The organism is Proteus sp. MB838, from assembly GCF_054767435.1.
In genome coordinates this window covers 17,649-38,833 of record NZ_BAABMO010000026.1, presented here as the reverse complement: position 1 = coordinate 38,833, position 21,185 = coordinate 17,649, and the positions used below count along the sequence as shown (strand labels likewise).

General features: G+C 38.4%; 15 protein-coding genes and 1 pseudogene. 11 read left to right on the top strand and 5 right to left on the bottom strand.

Annotation, left to right across the window (positions count from 1 at the left end; genetic code table 11):
- The first annotated feature begins 136 nt into the window (after nucleotides 1–136).
- Nucleotides 137–2,752 (top strand): aminopeptidase N, encoded by a 2,616-nt coding sequence (gene pepN / locus ACYUCW_RS12255; RefSeq protein ID WP_460408688.1) that lies wholly within the window; start codon nucleotides 137–139, stop codon nucleotides 2,750–2,752.
- A 161-nt stretch (nucleotides 2,753–2,913) separates the two neighbouring features.
- Here pepN and ACYUCW_RS12250 read toward each other — a convergent pair whose 3' ends face one another.
- Complete coding sequence (locus ACYUCW_RS12250; RefSeq protein ID WP_004247678.1) at nucleotides 2,914–3,945, bottom strand: PDDEXK nuclease domain-containing protein; 1,032 nt, start codon at nucleotides 3,943–3,945, stop codon at nucleotides 2,914–2,916.
- Nucleotides 3,946–4,301: 356 nt separating this feature from the next.
- On the opposite strand from ACYUCW_RS12250, the gene pyrD reads away from it, so the two are divergent.
- Together pyrD and ACYUCW_RS12240 are read left to right on the top strand one after the other, a co-directional pair.
- Nucleotides 4,302–5,312: a quinone-dependent dihydroorotate dehydrogenase gene (gene pyrD / locus ACYUCW_RS12245; protein WP_004251935.1), complete on the top strand. Its 1,011-nt coding sequence runs from the start codon at nucleotides 4,302–4,304 to the stop codon at nucleotides 5,310–5,312.
- A gap of 214 nt (nucleotides 5,313–5,526) precedes the next feature.
- The gene (locus ACYUCW_RS12240) at nucleotides 5,527–6,078 is read left to right on the top strand and encodes a cell division protein ZapC (protein WP_460408687.1); all 552 of its coding nucleotides are present in this window, start codon (nucleotides 5,527–5,529) and stop codon (nucleotides 6,076–6,078) included.
- A gap of 265 nt (nucleotides 6,079–6,343) precedes the next feature.
- Here the strand turns inward: ACYUCW_RS12240 and ACYUCW_RS12235 are convergent, their stop codons facing one another.
- Nucleotides 6,344–7,486 (bottom strand): YcbX family protein, encoded by a 1,143-nt coding sequence (locus tag ACYUCW_RS12235; RefSeq protein WP_049198946.1) that lies wholly within the window; start codon nucleotides 7,484–7,486, stop codon nucleotides 6,344–6,346.
- A gap of 109 nt (nucleotides 7,487–7,595) precedes the next feature.
- Here ACYUCW_RS12235 and rlmKL point away from each other — a divergent pair, with 109 nt between their 5' ends.
- The 7 genes and pseudogenes from rlmKL to rmf all read left to right on the top strand — a co-directional run bounded on the left by rlmKL (nucleotide 7,596) and on the right by rmf (nucleotide 16,397).
- Nucleotides 7,596–9,710: a bifunctional 23S rRNA (guanine(2069)-N(7))-methyltransferase RlmK/23S rRNA (guanine(2445)-N(2))-methyltransferase RlmL gene (gene rlmKL, locus ACYUCW_RS12230; protein ID WP_004247681.1), complete on the top strand. Its 2,115-nt coding sequence runs from the start codon at nucleotides 7,596–7,598 to the stop codon at nucleotides 9,708–9,710.
- Nucleotides 9,711–9,716: 6 nt separating this feature from the next.
- Complete coding sequence (locus ACYUCW_RS12225) at nucleotides 9,717–11,648, top strand: ABC transporter ATP-binding protein (RefSeq protein ID WP_460408685.1); 1,932 nt, start codon at nucleotides 9,717–9,719, stop codon at nucleotides 11,646–11,648.
- A 92-nt stretch (nucleotides 11,649–11,740) separates the two neighbouring features.
- Nucleotides 11,741–13,030, top strand: coding sequence for a membrane integrity-associated transporter subunit PqiA (gene pqiA, locus ACYUCW_RS12220; RefSeq protein ID WP_004247682.1), 1,290 nt, complete (start codon nucleotides 11,741–11,743; stop codon nucleotides 13,028–13,030).
- A complete protein-coding gene (gene pqiB / locus ACYUCW_RS12215) occupies nucleotides 13,023–14,675 on the top strand; it encodes an intermembrane transport protein PqiB (RefSeq protein ID WP_004244676.1) in 1,653 nt (550 codons plus the stop codon). Before pqiA ends, pqiB begins: the two co-directional genes overlap by 8 nt.
- Complete coding sequence (gene pqiC / locus ACYUCW_RS12210) at nucleotides 14,675–15,247, top strand: membrane integrity-associated transporter subunit PqiC (RefSeq protein ID WP_107336981.1); 573 nt, start codon at nucleotides 14,675–14,677, stop codon at nucleotides 15,245–15,247. Before pqiB ends, pqiC begins: the two co-directional genes overlap by 1 nt.
- Before the next feature lie 87 nt (nucleotides 15,248–15,334).
- Nucleotides 15,335–15,738: pseudogene (locus ACYUCW_RS12205) on the top strand (ASCH domain-containing protein).
- A 488-nt stretch (nucleotides 15,739–16,226) separates the two neighbouring features.
- On the top strand, nucleotides 16,227–16,397 hold the full coding sequence (rmf, locus tag ACYUCW_RS12200) for a ribosome modulation factor (RefSeq protein ID WP_004244679.1): 171 nt from the start codon (nucleotides 16,227–16,229) through the stop codon (nucleotides 16,395–16,397).
- 307 nt (nucleotides 16,398–16,704) lie between these two features.
- Here rmf and fabA read toward each other — a convergent pair whose 3' ends face one another.
- Both fabA and ACYUCW_RS12190 read right to left on the bottom strand, forming a co-directional pair.
- Nucleotides 16,705–17,223, bottom strand: a complete 519-nt coding sequence (gene fabA / locus ACYUCW_RS12195) for a bifunctional 3-hydroxydecanoyl-ACP dehydratase/trans-2-decenoyl-ACP isomerase (protein WP_004244680.1) — start codon at nucleotides 17,221–17,223, stop codon at nucleotides 16,705–16,707.
- An 83-nt stretch (nucleotides 17,224–17,306) separates the two neighbouring features.
- Nucleotides 17,307–19,049 carry an AAA family ATPase gene (locus ACYUCW_RS12190; protein ID WP_063215311.1) on the bottom strand — a complete coding sequence of 581 codons (1,743 nt, stop codon included), beginning with the start codon at nucleotides 19,047–19,049 and terminating at the stop codon, nucleotides 17,307–17,309.
- Nucleotides 19,050–19,413: 364 nt separating this feature from the next.
- Between ACYUCW_RS12190 and matP the strand changes: the two genes are divergently transcribed.
- Complete coding sequence (gene matP / locus ACYUCW_RS12185; protein ID WP_004244682.1) at nucleotides 19,414–19,881, top strand: macrodomain Ter protein MatP; 468 nt, start codon at nucleotides 19,414–19,416, stop codon at nucleotides 19,879–19,881.
- 164 nt (nucleotides 19,882–20,045) lie between these two features.
- On the opposite strand, the gene ompA is transcribed toward matP, so the two are convergent.
- A complete protein-coding gene (gene ompA, locus ACYUCW_RS12180) occupies nucleotides 20,046–21,134 on the bottom strand; it encodes a porin OmpA (protein ID WP_004247686.1) in 1,089 nt (362 codons plus the stop codon).
- Nucleotides 21,135–21,185: the final 51 nt, after the last annotated feature.

Genomic DNA, 21,185 nt, shown 5'->3' with positions numbered 1-21,185 from the left:
ATATTAATATCCCATTAACATTCTATTGACTTTTAATGTGCTCAATTGAATATTCGACTAGCTAAACCGTTTTTTGACGAGTAAGCTTTGGTTATATAACCGTAAAATAGTCGTGTTAACTAAAAGGCTTTTTTCTATGACACAACAAAGAATTGCTAAATATCGTAAAGATTACCGCGCCCCAGATTACACAATCACTGATTTGCATCTTGATTTTATCTTAGATAAAGAAAAAACACAGGTTACTGCTATTAGCCAATGCAAGCACTTAGAGACAACAGCAACGTCGTTGGTGTTAGATGGGGAAGATTTAACATTAAAATCTATTTTTGTTAATGATGTTGCTTGGACACACTATAAAGAAGAAAACGGCAAACTCATCATTGACCAATTGCCTGAACAGTTTACGTTAAAAATTATTAATGAGATTAACCCATCAGCTAATACCGCGTTAGAAGGGTTATATGTTTCTGGCGATGCGCTATGTACACAGTGTGAAGCGGAAGGTTTCCGTCATATTACTTATTATTTAGATAGACCGGATGTTTTAGCGCGCTATACCACCACGATCACTGCAGATAAAAAACAGTATCCTTATCTATTATCTAATGGTAACCGTGTTGCACAAGGTGATCTTGAAGATGGTCGTCATTGGGTGACTTGGGAAGATCCGCATCCTAAACCAAGTTATCTCTTTGCATTAGTGGCGGGAGACTTTGATGTATTACGCGATACATTTAACACTAAAAGTGGTCGTGAAGTTGCTTTAGAGCTATTTGTCGATAAAGGTAATCTTGATCGTGCTGATTGGGCGATGACATCACTAAAAAATGCCATGAAATGGGATGAGTCACGCTTTAATTTAGAATACGATCTCGATATCTATATGATAGTCGCCGTTGATTTCTTTAATATGGGAGCAATGGAGAATAAAGGGCTTAATGTCTTTAACTCTAAATATGTTCTTGCTAAAAGCGAAACAGCAACAGACAAAGATTATTTAGGGATTGAATCTGTTATTGGCCATGAATATTTCCATAATTGGACAGGTAACCGAATTACTTGCCGTGACTGGTTCCAATTAAGCTTAAAAGAGGGACTAACGGTTTTCCGTGATCAAGAATTTAGCTCTGATTTAGGCTCTCGCTCAGTTAATCGTATCAATAACGTGCGTGTTATGCGTACAGCACAGTTTGCCGAAGATGCAAGCCCAATGGCTCATCCAATTCGTCCAGATAGTGTGATTGAAATGAATAACTTCTATACCTTAACGGTATATGAAAAAGGGGCGGAAGTGATCCGTATGATCCACACGCTACTCGGTGAAGAGAAATTCCAAGCGGGTATGCAGATGTATATTCATCGTCACGATGGTAGTGCTGCGACCTGTGATGATTTTGTACAAGCGATGGAAGATGCCTCTAATGTTGACCTGACTTTATTCCGTCGTTGGTATAGCCAATCAGGTACACCGGTATTGACTGTACGTGATAGCTATGACGCACAAAAACAGCAATATACATTAACCGTCAGCCAAATGACGCCACCAACGGCAGATCAGGCGGAAAAACAAGTTCTACATATTCCGTTAGATATTGAATTATATAATCAACAAGGGGAGGTTATCCCTTTACGTTCACAAGGTCAGCCGGTTTCTAATGTATTAAATGTGGTGAGAGAAGAGCAGCAGTTTATTTTTGATGATGTTGCTCAACAGCCAATTCCTTCATTATTGCGAGAATTCTCTGCGCCAGTAAAACTTGATTATCCTTTTACGGATGAGCAACTCTCATTCTTAATGAAACATGCACGTAATGCTTTTTCTCGTTGGGATGCGGCGCAATCTTTATTAGGTCGTTATATTAAAGAAAACGTTTCGCGTGTTCAAAAAGGGCAACCATTAATTTTACCTGAAATGGTGATTGATGCTTTCCGTGCTGTATTGCTTGATAAAGATATCGATCCTGCCTTGGCGGCACTTATTCTGACATTACCTACCGATGTTGAAGCGGGCGAAGCTTTTGCTATTATCGATCCTATTGCTATTCATCAGACCTTAGGTTTTATTCGTAAAACTTTAGCCACTGAAATGGCTGATGAGTTCTCTGCGGTTTATCACTCAATGCATATCGGTGCTTACCGTGTCGATCATGGTGATATTGCTAAACGTGATTTACGCAATGTCTGCTTGGGTTATTTAGCCGTTGAAAACCAGCAAACGGGTAATCAATTGGTTGAAGCGCAATATCACAATAGCGACAATATGACCGATGCACTCGCGGCCTTAAATGCCGCAGTAATGGCACAATTACCTTGTAAAGAGGCACTATTACAAGAGTTTGATGATAAATGGCATCAAGATGGCTTGGTAATGGATAAGTGGTTTAGCTTACAAGCAATGAGTCCGGCAACTGATGTATTACAAACAGTACGCAGTTTGCTATCACATCGCTCTTTTACTTTAGCTAACCCAAATCGTACTCGTGCTTTAATCGGTGCGTTTGTGAATAATAACCCTGTAGCTTTCCATGCAGAAGATGGCTCAGGTTATTTATTATTGACAGAAATTCTGACTGACTTAAATAGCCGAAATCCACAGGTTGCATCTCGTCTTATTGAGCCGTTTATTCGTTTGAAACGCTATGATGCTAATCGCCAAGAGAAAATGCGTGCCGAGTTATTAAAGCTAAAAGCCCTTGATAACTTATCAGGTGATTTATATGAGAAAATCACTAAAGCATTAGCGGATTAACACTATATCGCTATCACTAAGTAAGTGATAAGAAGGTATTAAGTTAGCATGATAATTAGATCCCCAGCATATTCTGGGGATTTTTTATGGTAAGTATTTCATACAAAAAATTATAATGGTTTAATAATATGTATTGAATAAAAGCTAAGGGGTTATGACTATTATTCAAATAATTTTTGGCGTTCTTTTTCTAATTGTAAAATTAATTCTTTTTCGCTTGGTAATTCAAGCATATATTTTGAAGCGAATAGCTGTTTACTTTCATTTAGAATGGAGTATTTGGCTACTGTGTGATTTTTTTCAGTGCAAAGAATTAGTCCTATGGTTGGATTATCATCATGACGGCGTTTTTTCTCTTCATACATGCGGACATACATATCCATTTGCCCAACATCTTGATGGGTGAGTTTATGCATTTTTAAGTCTATTAACAAAAAGCATTTTAAGTGAAAGTTATAAAAAACTAAATCAATATAGAAATCACCATCATTAGTACTAATACGTTGTTGTCGTTCGACAAAAGCAAACCCTTTTCCTAATTCGAGTAAGAATTCTTTTAGGTTTTCTATTAAAGTTTGTTCTAGTTTATTTTCTTGCAGGATACTACTAGGTAGTCCTAGAAAATCAAAAATATAGGGATCACGTAAATAATCTTTGACTGAAGTTGCGAGTTCAGTAGTTTTTTGTTTTCCTTCAGCTAATACAGGATAAATACTTTGCTGTTTCCCCTGTGTTGAAAGTAATCGTTCATAATATAATGTGCTAATTTGTCTTTCTAATGCACGGGCGGACCAAGATTGTGTAATTGCTTCATCTATATACCATTGACGGGCGAGTTCATTCTTTAGTTTTAGTAGCGTTCTATAATGAGTCCAACTTAATTCGTGACGCACTGCGTCACGAATTGGAAATGTGAGATAAAATTTCCTCATATATCGAAGATTTGAGGTATCAAATCCTTTACCAAATTCTTTTGTTAATTCAGCTGATAAAGTTTGTAAAACTCTTTTTCCAAATTTTGCTCGATTATCTCCATGTTGTTCATCTTCAACAATTAAACGACCGATTTCCCAATATGTTTGTACCATTATGCTGTTTACTGCTTGTACTGTGTTTTTTCTACCTTGTATCAAGAGGTTTCGAATATTCGTAAGTAAAGGGGTGTGCGTGTTAATGGTTTTTTTATCGTTCATAAAGTAGTTTCCATTTTTGAGTATAAAAGACTCTTTTACTCAATTTACTATCCAAGTTTAGCGCTACTGAATTGCTAGGATTTAACTAGTGTTATATTGCTCAATAATTGTAGAAAACTTTATTTATTGATAAATATGAAAAAAATCTTAAATATTGATTTTTTTAAGTTTTTTGAGATGTTACATCATCTTAATGAAAGGAGAATTGTGCGAGGGACATCATAAACTGGGGATTTTTTATGGTGAATTGTGCAATTGAAACGTTTACTTTTCGTGCTTTTATCTATATGATGCTCGACGCTTAAATCGTCGTAGACATATCATTCCTAATACCCGATATTCTCAATGGAGATCGTATGTATTATTCCTTAGTAAGGAAGGCATTGTTTCGGCTAGATCCTGAACGTGCCCATGATTTTACCTTTCGTCAGTTAAAACGCTTATCTCATTCCCCATTTCAATTTCTTATTCAACAATCACTTCCTGCCAAACCCGTTTCTTGTATGGGACTTTCATTTAAAAATCCTCTCGGTCTTGCCGCCGGCCTTGATAAAAATGGTGATTGCATTGATGCATTAGGGGCAATGGGGTTTGGCTTTATTGAAGTGGGTACTGTTACACCACGAGCACAAGTAGGTAATGACAAACCGCGTCTCTTTCGCTTAGTAGAAGCTGAAGGCTTAATTAATCGAATGGGGTTTAATAATTTAGGGGTTGATAACCTAATAGAGAATGTAAAACAATCTCAATATGGTGGTGTGCTGGGTATTAATATCGGTAAAAATAAAGATACCCCCGTAGAGCAAGGAAAAGATGATTACTTAATCTGTATGGAAAAAGTTTACCCTTATGCAGGTTATATTGCGATTAATATCTCTTCACCTAACACCCCCGGCTTACGGACACTCCAATATGGTGAAGCATTAGACGATTTATTATCTGCGATTAAAAATAAACAACTTGAGTTACAAGGGAAATATCAAAAATATGTGCCTGTGGCCGTTAAAATTGCCCCTGATCTTACTCATGAAGAATTAATCCAAGTTGCAGATAGCTTAGTGCGTCACCATATTGATGGCGTAATTGCGACCAATACAACATTAGACAAATCATTAGTGAGTGGATTAGATCACTGTAATGAAGCCGGTGGATTAAGCGGTCGTCCGGTTCAATCAAAAAGTACACAAATCATTCGACAACTAAATGAAGAGTTAAAAGGCGCTTTACCTATTATTGGGGTAGGAGGGATTGATTCATTGACTGCCGCACGCGAAAAAATGGATGCAGGTGCTTCTTTAATACAAGTCTATTCAGGATTCATTTATCATGGTCCTGCACTTATAAAATCTATAATTAATCATATTTAATTACATTCAATAATCAGTTAAGGGCTTTTCTTCTGCCCTTAACTCGTTTATATTGCCTCTAGTTGATTATTTTTTATTAAATGGCAGTGATTGTGCTTAATTAATAAAAAAATGAACCCTGTTTTTGTTAGGTGGTATTAAATATTTTATTTAGGTTATTTAATATTGAGTATCAGAGAAAAAAGCAGGTAATAAATCGAAGGGGGAATAATTAGTGATAATAAAACCCGATGATCGCTGGCGTTGGTATTTTGATGACGAGCAACAAAAGTTGATGCTCGATTTAGCTAATGGAATGATTTTTCGTAGTCGTTTTCCAAGTAAAATGCTAAGTGCAACTGCTCATCAATCATCACCTTTTACTGTTGATGATGCTGCTCTTTATTATGGATATGATGAGCAAATCCACCAGATTGATATGCCTTCTGAGTCGCGAGCAGAATTAGCGTTAAACGCATTAATAGCCCATCGTTTTTTAAAGCCATTAATGCCTAAGAGCTGGTATTTTGAAGTGAGTCATTCATCAACCCGCCCTTATTTAGCTCAAGTGGTGGAAGCCGCATTGAAAGATAGCAATGAAAAAGTGCTTTTTTTAGTGGCGGAAGTGGGAGAGCAAGCCTGTTTATGCTTATTAGCCCAGCCTCAGTTAGCATTATTTGATAGAACACTAACGTTTTGTGATCCACTAAAAATCATGAATGATCGGTTAAGTGAATATCATAAACAGTCTGAGCCAAGATCGTTTTTGTACGAAAAAGTCATCTAATAAAAGAGTAAAAAGGACTTACTCTTTTATTTTCACTTATTGTTTATAATATGCTAAAAACAATTGGCCTTAAACAACACTTCCTAAAATCAAATCTGCATTATTCTCTTTTTGCAACAAATTTATAAAAGTAAATAAAGTGAGTTTATAGTTAATTTAAAATTGGGTTATTGATGAGATAATTCTTAATCAGTAGAGCAGATCATGCGAAATAAAAAGAAGATAAGACAGTTTACCTTCTTTTTATTTGTGATAAAGATAAGCGTTATTTTTTATTAAGTGAAAGTTTTACATTGCCTTTAGGAACACAACTACATGCGAGTATTCTGCCAGAACGTTTTATGGCACCTGCTTTTAATGCATTGACATCACCTTCATCTAATTGAATAACACAAGAGCCACAAATCCCCGCACGACAACTATAGGGAATAGCATAACCGTGATTTTCCAGTTGCTCTAACAACACCTCTTGATTATTCCCGGCAAAGCTGATGCCATTAAATTCAATAGTGACAGCTTGTTTTGGCTCTTGAGCGGAGGCTGCTGTAACCGCATTGTCAGTTGCCCGTTCGGTTGTTTGCTCTGTTGTTTGTAAATAATGTTTTGCTTCTTTATAAGCTAATATTTCAACTTTATCCCCAACACGAATAATACCTGATTGGCGAATGATAATATTTTGACCAAAATCCACATCGCCTTTTTCATCTGTACGGAATGTTTGCAGTGTTGCTAACGGTTCTGTGGTAGGATGTTTAATGCCTTTATCGATACTGATAGTGGTCATAATGCAGCGACTGCAAGGCTTGACTAAGTCCATGACGACAGAGCCAATACGGATTGTTTGCCAGCTATCTTCTGCAAAAGGTTTTGCACCTGTGATGATGATATTACCGCGAAATTGCTCAATATTGATTGAAGCTGGGCAACGCTGTTGCAGAGACTGAAATGAGGCTTCATTAATCAATAGATAAGGGTAACCGTCAGCGAACGAAACCGCGGTTTCAGGAGATTTTTTTACTCGACGTGTTGATTTTTCACCCGTCCAGCGAAGTTGTACATCCATGCCTAAATAGCGGCTGAACCATTGATTTATTTCATCTGGGGCAACATAAGCGGTAAAATGATTTCCCCACACTTCAGTTGGTTGTAATGAAGATTGAAAATCCTGATAAGTAATGGCAATTCCTTCACCATCGGGTGCTTGAATATAAATACCATTTGTCATTACAGTGGGAATAAAACACAGCAACAAAGGGTATTTACGTGCGGTGATAAATGTCCCCTCAGGGGTCGTTATCATAAAATCACGATCAAACGTGAAGCCGCTTTCACGGGCAAAGGCTTGAGAAAGACGGATCCCTTTCATTGATTTTACAGGGTGTATATAAAGGCGTGATACGTTGATCATCAGTGCTCCCAAAAAGGTTTTATTATTTTTTTATCGTCAGTAACTTTATGACAACGTAATACAATTAGCTATAATGCCCAACAATTTTATTTTAGGTGGTAACAATATTATGCGCTCTCTGTTTGCCAGCACAGGCCGAGGTCTGGAAGAATTATTAAAAACTGAACTTGAACACCTTGGTGCCCAGTCTTGCCAGATTACGCAAGGTGGTGTCTATTTCCGTGCTGATGATAAAACCATGTATCAGTCTTTGCTCTGGAGCCGTTTAGCTTCTCGCATCATGCTTCCGCTAAATGAATTTAATGTCTACAGTGATCTAGATTTATACCTTGGTGTGCAAGCAATTGATTGGAGCGAAGTATTTACAGTTAATCATACTTTTGCTATTCACTTTAATGGCACTAATGATGTGATCCGTAATAGCCAATATGGTGCATTAAAAGCGAAAGATGCTATCGTCGATTCATTCCAACGTAAAATAGGGCAACGACCGGATGTTGCTAAGCAATCACCGGATATTCGTTTAACTATACATCTACATAAAGAAAAAGCGTCATTATCTTTAGATCTCAGTGGCGATGGATTACATCAACGTGGTTATCGTGACTTAACAGGGCAAGCACCGCTAAAAGAGAATCTAGCCGCAGCGATTATTATGCGTTCAGGTTGGAAAACCGATACACCATTAATTGATCCTATGTGTGGCTCAGGTACTTTACTTATTGAAGCAGCAATGATGGCGACGGATTGTGCCCCCGCTTTAAATCGAGTCCATTGGGGTTTCCGTCATTGGTTAGGACATAATGAAGCGCTATGGAAAGAAGTCACTCATGAAGCATTTGCCCGCTTCCGTGAAGGTAAAAAGAATACTCAAGCGCGTTTTTATGGTTTCGATGTGGATAAACGCGTATTAGATATGGCAAGAGCTAACGCACGCCGTGCGGATGTGGCCGATTTAATTACTTTTACCCAAGGTGATGCAGCAAAGTTGACTAATCCAGTATCCACGGGTGTTAAAGGGACGATTATTAGTAACCCGCCTTATGGTGAACGTTTAGAAAGTGAACCCGCACTCATTGCCTTACATAGCCAGTTAGGACGTGCGGTAAAAGCCCATTTCCCAGGATGGCGATTATCACTTTTTAGTGCTTCTCCTGAATTGTTAAGCTGTATTCAGTTACGTGCTGAGCGTGAATTTAAAGCTAAAAATGGTCCGTTAGATTGTGTACAAAAAAACTATTTATTATCAGAAACACCTTCGACGATTAATACACGACTGGCGGAAGATTTTGCTAACCGTTTACGTAAAAATGAGAAAAAACTCGCAAAATGGGCAAAACAACAGCAAATTGAGTGTTATCGCTTATATGATGCTGATTTACCAGAATATAATGTTGCGGTAGATCGCTATGGCGAAAAAGTGGTGATCCAAGAGTATGCACCTCCAAAAACCATTAATGAACATAAAGCACGTCAGCGTTTATTTGATGTGATTAGTGCCACCATGGAGGTTTTAGCATTACGCTCTGATCAACTAATTTTAAAAACTCGTCAACGCCAAAAAGGTAAACAACAATATGAAAAAATGGCAGAGAAGGGGGATTTCTTTTTAGTTGATGAGTTTGGTGCCAAATTCTGGGTGAATTTAACCGACTATCTCGATACTGGACTGTTTTTAGATCACCGCATTGCCCGCAAAATGTTAGGTGAAATGAGCAAAGGAAAAGACTTTTTAAATCTCTTTGCTTATACCGGTAGCGCGTCAGTCCATGCTGGGTTGGGGGGAGCTAAAAGTACCACAACAGTAGATATGTCACGGACTTATCTTGAATGGGCTGAGAAAAACTTTCAAGCAAATGGATTATCAGGTAGACAACATCGTTTAATGCAGGCGGATTGCTTACAGTGGCTAAGCCAAAGTAATGAACAGTTTGATGTGATTTTTATCGATCCTCCGACGTTCTCTAATTCAAAACGCATGGAAAATACCTTTGATGTACAACGTGATCATATTGAATTAATGAAACATCTAAAGCGTTTGTTAAGAAAAGGCGGAACAATTATGTTCTCAAATAATAAACGTGGTTTCAAAATGGATCATGAAGCATTAGCGAATATTGGGTTAACAGCAAAAGAGATAACACAAAAAACATTATCGCAAGATTTTGCACGTAACCGCCAAATCCACAATTGCTGGCTATTAAATCATGCTGGTGAGGAATAATTTACAATGCCGTTAATTAGTTTGACTGGGGCTTATTTAGCGTTTAGTGATGCCCCTTTATTAGATAATACAGACTTGTTTATTGATGAAAATGAACGCGTTTGTTTAGTCGGTCGCAATGGTGCCGGAAAATCGACCCTATTAAGAGTGTTAGCCAAAGAGCAGCCCTTAGATGATGGGCAAGTGGTGTATGAACAAGATCTGGTGACTGCACGTTTACAACAAGATCCCCCCAGAGATATCGAAGGCACCATTTTTGATTTTGTCGCGCAAGGCGTTGCAGAAGATGCGCAATATATTACCGAATATCATCGTGTTTCAAAGGTAATAGAAACGGACCCTTCTGAAAAAAATCTTAATCGATTAGCTCAGTTACAAGAAGTGCTCGATAACCGTAATCTCTGGTTATTAGATAGCCGTATTGCTGAAGTACTGGAAAAATTAGGGTTAAATGGCGAAGCTGAGCTTTCCTCACTTTCTGGAGGATGGTTAAGAAAAGCCGCATTAGGGCGCGCATTAGTGAGCGCACCGAAAGTGCTCTTTTTGGATGAGCCCACCAACCATCTAGATATAGAAACTATCTTATGGTTAGAGAAATTCTTAAAGGATTTCCAAGGTAGCATTGTCTTTATTTCCCATGACCGATCATTTATTCGTAATATGGCAACCCGCATTATTGATTTAGATCGTGGAAAACTATCCTCATGGCCGGGAAATTACGATAAATATCTGGAAAGTAAAGAAGAGGCATTGCGTGTTGAAGAGCAACAAAATGCTGAGTTTGACCGGAAATTAGCGCAAGAAGAAGCATGGATACGTCAAGGGATCAAAGCTCGCCGGACTCGTAATGAAGGTCGTGTACGGGCATTAAAAGCATTGCGAGTTGAACGAAGTGAACGTCGCGAAGTATTAGGCAGTGCTCGTATGCAGGTCGAAGAAGCAACGCGCTCAGGTAAAATTGTGTTTGAATTAGAAGATGTTAATTATAGCATCGGTACGCGTAGGCTCGTTCGGGACTTCTCTGCAAAAGTACAACGAGGAGATAAAATTGCCTTAGTTGGCCCTAATGGTTGTGGTAAAACCACACTACTCAAATTGATGTTAGGGGATTTAAAAGCAGATAGTGGTCGTATTTATTGCGGCACTAAATTAGAAGTTGCTTATTTTGATCAACACCGTGCCACACTTGATCCTGATAAAACAGTGATGGATAACCTTGCAGAAGGTAAGCAAGAGGTGATGGTAAATAGTCGTCCTCGTCATGTTTTAGGTTATTTGCAAGATTTCTTATTTCCACCAAAACGTGCCATGACACCTGTTAGAGCACTTTCGGGGGGCGAAAGAAATCGTCTATTGCTTGCTCGTTTGTTCTTAAAACCAAGCAATTTACTTATTCTTGATGAACCAACTAATGATCTTGATGTTGAAACATTAGAACTATTAGAAGAGCTGGTGGATGCTTATCAAGGCACTGTGTTGTTGGTTAGCCATGATCGTGAATTTGTTGATAATAGTGTTACGGAGTGTTGGATCTTTGAAGGTGATGGCGTAATCAATAGCTATGTTGGCGGCTATTATGATGCGCAGCAGCAGCGTGCACAGTCTGTTTCTCTTAAAAATGAAGCGAATAAGTCACGTAATGCACCAGAAAAAACTGAAAAAGAGACTAAACCAAAACAGAACGCCAAAAAGGCTACACGAAGTAACAATAAGTTAAGCTATCATTTGATCCGCGAGCTTGAACAACTGCCCGCTAAACTGGAACGTTTAGAAGAGGAATTAGGTTGTTTACAAGAAGAAGTGGCTGCAGCTGATTTCTTTACACGTCCTCATGAAGAGACAGAAAAAGTGCTAAAAGCATTAGCTGATAAGGAAAATGAACTTGAAACAGCTTTTGATAGATGGCAAGAGTTGGAGATGATGCAAAACGGTGAATAACGTATGCCAACTCATAACGGGGCATAATGCCCCGTTTTAGTCTCTATACTTATTGTTGTTTATTGATTATCAAATAAATGAGAGGTGCCGTTGTGTGTTCGGGTCAACATTCTTGTCATGAAGAACAACATGAGCAAATATTGTGCCCTCAGTGCGATCTGGTAGTGAGTGTTCCTGAATTAGCCCAAGGAACCAAGGCGACCTGTCCACGTTGTCACACTTTGCTAACAGCACGTTGGCGACAACCTTTTTATCAGCCTGTAGCCCTGGCGATTAGTGCATTATTTATGTTGTTAATGGCTTGCCAATTTACTTTTGTCAGTATGGAAGTGGCAGGAATTACCAATAACATTACTTTAATGCAGATCCCAAATGTGATGTTTAGCGAAAATTATGTTGAGCTAGGCGCTTTCTTTTTACTCTTTGTACAAGTGGTTCCTGCTTTCTGCATGATAGCGATTTTACTGCTTTGTACACCCATTAAGCTGCCAAGAAAATTACAAATTTGGCTATCACGAATTCTTTTCCAATTAAAATCGTGGTGTATGGCAGAGATTTTTTTAGCCGGTATTTTAGTCAGTTTTGTCAAGTTAATGGCGTATGGTGATATCGGCTTAGGGTTAAGCTTCCTACCTTATGTACTTTACTGCTTATTACAAATTCGTGCATTTCAATGTTTAGATCGCCATACATTATGGGAAAAACTAGAATCGCGACCCGCTTATCCTAAAATTGAATCAGGTAAAACAGGTTTAAAGCAAGGGGTAAGATTATGTCGTTCTTGCACTGCTATTTTACCGGCTGATCAATATGAATGTAGTCGTTGTGAAGTAAAAGGGTATGCGAGAAAACCTCATAGTTTGCAATGGACGCTCTCTTTCTTAATTACTTCTTTAATTCTTTATATTCCGGCTAATCTATTGCCAATTATGGTGACGGAATCGCTGGGTAATAATCTTTACTCAACCATAATGGCTGGGGTTATCTTACTTTGGGAAGATGGCTCATATCCTGTGGCAATGGTTATTTTTATTGCCAGTATTATGGTACCCAGTTTAAAAATGGTGGCTATCGGTTGGCTATGTTGGGATGCACATAAAGCTAAAGGAAAACGTGATCCGGCGAGAATGCACTTTCTCTATGAAGTGGTTGAATATGTAGGGCGTTGGTCAATGATTGACGTTTTTGTTATCGCTGTTTTAGCTTCATTAGTCAGAATGGGACGTCTGATGAGTATCTATCCCGATTTTGGTGTAGTGCTATTTGCATTGGTTGTTGTATTAACGATGTTCTCTGCAATGATGTTTGATCCTCGGTTAACATGGGATAAATGTACTGCCGATGATGATAAACCCATGATTAAGGAGCCTAAGGGTGACTGAAAAGAACGATACTGCTTTAACACAAGCAAAAATTAATAAACTGAAAAGCTGGTCTCCAGTTTGGATAATACCTCTTGTTACGTTATTGATAGGAGCTTGGATACTTTATTATCATTTCAGTCATCAAGGTCCTGAAGTCACATTAATAACCTATAATGCTGATGGTATTGAAGCAGGTAAAACTAAAATAAAGAGCCGTAGTGTTGATATTGGCTTAGTCGAAAGTGTGACATTAGATAGTAATTTTAGTCGAGTGATCATCAAAGCTCGTCTCGATAATGAAATGAAAGAACTACTGCGTGCTGATACCGCTTTTTGGGTGGTTAAACCACAAGTGGGAAAAGAAGGTGTCACTGGTTTAGGTACTCTACTCTCAGGTGCTTATATTGAGCTACAACCCGGTTTAACAGGCAAAGAGCAGGATGAATTTAATTTATTGGACTCTCCGCCACTGGCCTCTCCGGATGCAAAGGGGATACGCATTAATTTAGTCAGTGAAAGAGCAGGCCAGCTTAATGCAGGTGATCCGGTATTATTTAGGGGTTATCAAGTCGGCTCGGTTGAGACGAGTGAATTTAATATTGAAAGCCGAGATATGCACTACCAGCTTTTTATCAAAGCACCTTATGACAAAATGGTCACGTCGAATGTTCGTTTCTGGAAAGATTCAGGCATTGCATTTGATATGTCATCATCAGGGGTTCGTGTTGAAATGGCTTCGCTTTCCACACTGTTTAGCGGTGGGGTGAGTTTTGATGTGCCAACGGGGTGGTTACCTGGTGAAGCTATTGCCCCTAAAACAGAATTTAAACTTTATGATAACGAAAAGAGTATTCAAAATTCGTTATATACCGATTACCGTAGCTATATTATGTTTTTCTCTGATTCTATAAGAGGATTACAAGCCGGAGCGCCAGTTGAGTTCCGTGGTATTAGAATGGGTACGGTTGTTCAAGTACCTTATTACACCCAAGAAATGCAACAATCGTTAGATAAAGATTTCCGTATTCCTGTGCTTATCCATGTTGAGCCGGAACGTTTTGCGAATGATGTAGGTGAAAGTTTTGATTTTGTAAAAGAGCTTTCTTCTGCTGCTAAAAATGGATTAAGAGCATCGTTAAAATCAGGCAATCTATTAACAGGTGCGCTGTATATTGATCTGGACTTTTATCAAGATGTTGAACCTTGGAAAGGGCCACAAACTGTTGCAGGATTACCACAAATACCCACAGTCAGTTCTGGTTTAACGCAAATTCAGCAAAAAGTGATGACTTCATTGGATAAGATCAACAATCTTCCTGTTGAGCCAATGTTGAAAGAGATGACTGCGACATTAACCGAAAGTCAAAAAGCGGTTGCTGAAGCGAAGGAAACTCTGAAATCATTAAATGCTATGATTGGTAGTGATGACTTCCAAAAACTGCCTAATGATATTCAACAGTCATTAAAAGAGATCAATCGCAGTATGCAAGGTTTCCAACCTGGCTCACCGGCATACAGTAAAATGGTTGATAATATGCAACGCTTAGATCAAGTGCTAAGAGAGATGCAACCGCTATTGAAGACCTTAAACAATAAGAGCAACGCATTAATTTTTGAAGCACAACAAGGTAAAGATCCTGAACCAAAGAGGGCTGAAAAATAATGAAATATATTATTGGGATAGCGGTATTGATGCTGACGGCTTGTTCAAGTGTGCCTGATAAAGCTTATTATCAATTACCTGATGTTTATCAAGGTGCAAATAATAAGGTTGTTACAACCACTGAGAGCGCAAAGCAAGATCAGATTTGGGTTCAGCCTATCCGTTTATCTGATATGTTAGTTAACACGGGCATTGTCTATCAAACCAGTGATATCAATTATACCGTTGCTAACCAACATTTGTGGATAAACCCGCTTGATCAACAGCTACAGCAAAATCTGGTTGTGGGATTAGCAAAAAAATTCCCTAATCGAGTGGTTTCGACACAACCTATTGAAGATAAACTTGCTAAATTGACTGTCAATGTTAATTATTTTCAAGGTCGATATGACGGCAAAGTGATTATTGCTGGTGATTGGATCTACACTCAAGGCAATAAAGTGATTAGTCAGCCTTTTTCTGTCGCGTTAACACAAACGCAAGATGGCTATCCGGCTCTGGTACGTACGCTAGGGGAAGGATGGCAGAATGTCGTCGCTGAGATCGCAAAAACAATTAAATCACAATATTAATTGTTTTATACAGTAATATAGGAATAACCAATGCCTGACTAAAATCAGGTGTTGGTTTTTTATTCGAGATAACGAGAGAAAAATCTCATGCTGGAATTGATAAAAAAGAAATACCCTACAGCGATTTGTTGGTCTTTCGGGGATAATCCGCAGCTTGCTGATGAACTTGCACAACTTGTCGTTGAAAGAAAAAAACAGCAACATGTAGCTCATTAAGTGGTTTTTTTAGTGATCCAGTCACGCCAACAATTGGTGGTTACAATATTATTTTAAATAGCCATGGGGTTCCTATTTGTGTTATCAGAACACGCTCTTTAACATTGGTACGTTTTTCTGAGGTCACAGAACAGTTAGCGCGTAAAGAAGGTGAGGGTGATCTAAGCTTGTCATATTGGCAACAAGGACATAAAGAATTCTTTATGCGAGAAGGCACCTACTCTCCAGATATGGAATTAATATTTGAAGAATTTGAGTTAATAGAGGTTTTTTAGTTAACAGGCTTCATATTTGTCGATAACTTAAGTTATATCATTAATGTTGCTATGGTTATTTGGCATAAATTTTATTTTTACTACTGTGAATAGTAGAAAATAGGCAATTCTAATAGGATTGTGATATTGACATAAATTGAAAAAAATCGATTATTTATTTTCAAGCTATTGTTTTTATTATTTAGGTCAGAAATCGGATCTTTAATATTATTTTTTTATAAAAATAAATAAAAATCAGCTTGTTATGATTTGCTTTATGTCTTTTATTAATAAATACAAATAGATATAAATTATTTAATTATATTAAATATAATTAATTGTAATCTAAGGTGATTTAAATAGGATCCAGCTTAGTATCACAAATATGACAATTATATTAATTTCTTTACTTGCTTAAATCCTCAATAAAGCGTATCAATTTATAGTGGTTGTATGAAAAACAATCATTATCTTTCCGCTTAAACTTAGAACGTGAGGGTTGTCTAAATATGAAAAGACAGAAACGAGATCGTTTAGCTAGAGCATTATCGAAAGGTTACCAAGCCGGTATGCAAGGTCGTTCAAAAGAGCAGTGTCCCTATTTTGCCATTGATGCACGTTCACATTGGCTAGGAGGTTGGCGACAGGCCATGGAAGATCGCCCTGGGCTTGCAAAATAAATAACCCGTCGACGTGATACTGCGGACACATGTGTTATCGCAAATATTATCACCAAGATTTAATTGATAATCAAAAGAGGGTTATTTATGCATATTCCTATGAATAACTTGAACATAGGACAATTTGAATATAAATAACAATTGTGAATTGGAAATAAAAAGGTCTACCGCGGTAGGCCTTTTTATGTTGTAAAGTACGGTAGGGCGAAAACTCGCCAAGTACTCTTATCTGAGATACACCATAAAAGAAAAAGCCTAATCTCAATCGAAGAGAATAGGCTCTTATCTATACATATGTAATATTGACTTAGAATGCGGAGGTATCTTTAAATAAGCCGACTTTTAAATCTTTGGCTTCATAAATCAGTTTACCATCAACATAAACTTCACCGTCAGCAATACCCATAATAAGCTTACGATTGATAACACGTTTGAAATCAATTTTATAGGTGACTTTTTTGGCTGTTGGTAGAATTTGTCCAGTGAACTTCACTTCACCCACACCCAAAGCTCGGCCTTTACCTTCACCGCCTAACCAACCTAGGTAGAAACCTACCAGTTGCCACATTGCATCAAGCCCTAAACAACCCGGCATAACAGGATCATTGACAAAGTGGCAATCAAAAAACCATAAGTCTGGCTTGATATCGAATTCTGCTTCGATAAAGCCTTTATTATGGGAGCCGCCATCTTCAGTCATTTTAATGATGCGATCCATCATTAGCATATTACCTGAAGGCAGTGGTGGGCCATCTTGGCCAAATAATTCACCACGGCCTGAAGCAATGAGGTCTTCTTTAGAATAAGATTCGCGTTTATCAACCATTGTTTATATAGCCTTTATCAAGTGTAAGGTAACAGAATAGCTTACACTTGTACGCTGAACAACTCCGATCACTTGAAACAGAATTATCTGAATAAGCGTAGGAACCAAGGTAACTTAGGCCTATCCTGATTATTCGCTTGTGTTATTCGATCATGAATAACAGCTAACAAGTGTTCATTTGATTGTGGATTTTCACATTGTTCTTCGTAATAAGGCTGATGTGTTAGCAAAGTAATTGCTTCTGCAACATGGACAACCGGCCAAATATGGAATTTATTTTCTTTGACGGCTTGTATCACGCTCTCGTTTAAAACCAGATGTCGCACATTTGCCAGCGGTATAATAACCCCTTGTGATCCTGTTAATCCTCTTTGCTGACAGATATCAAAAAAGCCTTCAATTTTTTGATTAACACCACCAATAGGTTGTACCTGACCAAATTGATCTACGGCACCGGTTACGGCGATTTGTTGATCAATTGGGTGTTGTGACAATGTACTGATCAGCGCACATAATTCTGCTAGTGAGGCACTATCACCATCTACTTCACCGTAAGATTGTTCAAAAACGACGGAAGCACTAAAAGGTTGTGGCTGATCTAATCGTAATTCAGAATTTAAGTAGGCTTGCATAATCATCATGCCTTTTGCATGGATATTGCCACCTAATTCTGCTTTTCGTTCAATATCGACCAGTTCGCCATCACCAATATGAGCCACACAGGTAATACGAGTTGGCTCGCCAATTAGATCGGGATAACCGGGATAATCTAAGACAGAAAGACCGTTTATTTGGCCTACCATTTCACCTTCCGTGTGAATAGTGACTTGGCCTTGTAATATTTCATCACGGCTTCGTTCTAATAAGTAGCTATGTCGCCATAAACGATTTTCTTGCGCTTTTTTAAGCGCCTCAGCACCAAGATAAGCGTCATGATTAAAACGCATGGCATAACGCAATTGGCGTAATATGAATTCAAGATCGAGAGATAAGATAAGCTGATCTTCATGTTCTCTTGCGCCCTGAGTAAGTAATACTTGCCAAGCATCAGCAGATAATGAAGGGAGACGATATTTTTGGCAAAGTCCATTAACAAAACCACACCATTGGCTCAGAGCGGTTTCATCTTCTAAATACATATCGTACTCATATTCGCCATATAGTGCCGTACTGCTAATATTAGGCTCCATAAACTCAAGCTCTTCTAAGCTTAGGCGATCGCCCACTAAAATAACACGCAAGTGAAGGGGCATGGCTTCAATAGGCAAAGGAAGGGCTTGATGGTCATTCCACACTAACCATTCAAAGCGTTGCTCTTCAACCATCTTTTTCAGTCGGAACCACATTAAGGGTTGTGCTAAGAGCGTTTTAATGGATAAGACTAAAATACCACCATTGACTTTATGCAACAGTCCTGGGTTAACGAGGAGCTTATCTTTATGATAATAAAATGAACCAAAAAGTTGTTCTGGCTCTATCCATTGGCAACAAGCAATAGATTCTGATGATGAAAATGAGCCTTCTACATTTTCTTGCCAATAAATTTGATTAGATTCAGCTTGATAGGCACCTACAACAGGATAAGTTTTTATCTCTGCTTGTTGTAATGTATCAGCGAGTGTTTCGAAATAAGCAGTAGAATCTTCTGCTTTTAACAGCATAAATTGGCCTGCTTCTGCATTATTTAGCCACTGTAAGCTTTCATACAAGCGAGGTTGAACCTCACGAAGTGAAGATGCAGGCAATTGCGATGCTGTTTGAAAGAAAGTCTGGTAGGAGGCGTAATCTGGGCGTAACGCCTGCCATTCTAATTCGTTGTTTTTCAAGGTTACCGTTTTTATTATTGAGTAGTGAACATGGAAGTTAACATAAAGCGTTAATAGCTGGTATCTATCCTGCAATAAGACAGCTATTGACAGTTATATTATGTCTATACTTTTGGCCGGGAATATACGTTGCCATTACTTTTGCTATAACCTATTAAATTGAATGTATTGTTTTATTATAGCGACGCACGATTCTATCACAACGTGGTTAGAAAACTATCCCTTCTGACATTTGGCAGTGGGAGGTAACAAAAGCTACTTATCTTTTTTGGTGATAATTTAAGCAAAAATATTCGGTTTAAGGCAGTTTTTTGGCAAAATTGTTGATATGCTAGTATATAGTTACGTTGTCACGGTGATTTGTATGAAATATCAACAGTTAGAAAATCTAGAATGTGGCTGGAAGTGGGCTTATTTGGTAAAAAAACATCGCGAAGGTGAATTAATCACCCGTTATGTTGAAAAGAGCGCCGCCGATGAAGTGGTTGAGCAACTATTACGTCTTGAGTCTCAACCATTAAAAGTCCTTGAATGGATCAATTTACATATGAACCCTGAGTTATCGAATAGAATGAAGCAAACTATTCGTGCTCGAAGAAAGCGTTATTTTAATGCTGAACATCAGCATACGCGTAAAAAATCTATCGATTTAACTTTTAAAGTTTGGCAACGCCTATCAGCACTATCTCAGCGCCGAGGTTTGACATTATCAGAAACGATTGTCCAGCTTATCGAAGATGCGGAGCGAAAAGAGCAATATGCACTAAAAGTACATAACCTAAAAGATGGCCTAATTGAGTTACTAGAACGAGACAAACAGAAAAAAGAGTAGATGACAATAGCATTGTTTATTATCGAGAGATCATCAGTATAGCGTTAACTTAAGAGGTATAGAGAATATCTCTGCTAATTATTTAAAGTCATCATCAAAAGAAAAACCCTGCCGAAGCAGGGTTTTTTTAGAATTCATTACAGTAGATGTCTCTACTATTTGAATTATTGACCAGGTTGAACAACAACTTCAGTTGTACCTTGGATTTCGATTTCTACACGACGGTCTGGCGCTAAGCAATCGATCAGAGCTGCACGAGCTTTGATGTTGTCACAAGTGTTGCCAGTTACTGGGTTTTCTTTACCACGACCTTCTGCAGAGATGCTGTTTGCAGGAATACCTTTAGATACCAGGTAATCAACTACAGATTGAGCACGTTTTTCTGACAGAGGCAGGTTGTAGTTTTGAGAACCGATACGGTCAGTGTAACCGATAACTACGACACGACCTTGAGTTGGGTCGATGTTAGCTAATTCGTTGTACAGACCATTCAGTGCTTCTTGACCTTCAGCTTTCAGAGAAGATTTGTTGTAGTTGAACAGAACGTCTGAACGCAGAGTAAAGGTTTTGTTCTCAACAACTGGAGCTGGAGCAACTACTGGAGCTGGCTCAACAACTGGAGCTGGAGTTTCTTGGTTGAAACGGTAAGCAACACCAACACTCAGCATACCATTGTCTGGACGAGCGTTCAGAGTACCTTTATCACCGATGTTGTTGATCCACTGATACTCAAGACGAGTAGCAATGTTAGGAGTGATCGCGTATTCAGTACCTAATGCGAATACTGGAGAAACGCCAGTATCATTTTCAGAGAAACGTTTTTGAGTTCCTGCTGAAGTTGCATTAATAGTTGCAGTTGAATCTGCACGCCATACCATACCACCTAAACGTGTATAAACGTCTAAGTCATCCATTACTGGATAGCTTAATTTAGTGGTTAATTGGATACCTTGAGCTTTGAATGCACCGTTGTTGTATGAACCTTTATAAGCCATACGACCTAACCAGTCATAACCCAGTTCAAAACCTAAGTATTGGTTGTACTGATAACCAGCAAATGCACCAGCACCAATTTGGTCTTTGTGTGTGCTACCGTTACCGATATTCACGCCGTCCCAATTGTTACCAGTACTTTGATACTGAGACCAACCTAATTTACCACCGGTATACCAAGTATTGTCTTTTGGAGCTGCTTGCGCTGCAGTTGCGAAAGCTGCCACTGCCACTGCTAATGCGATAGCTGTCTTTTTCATTTTACGCCTCGTTATCATCCAAGTTAGGCATTTGGCTTTAAGCCTTATTAT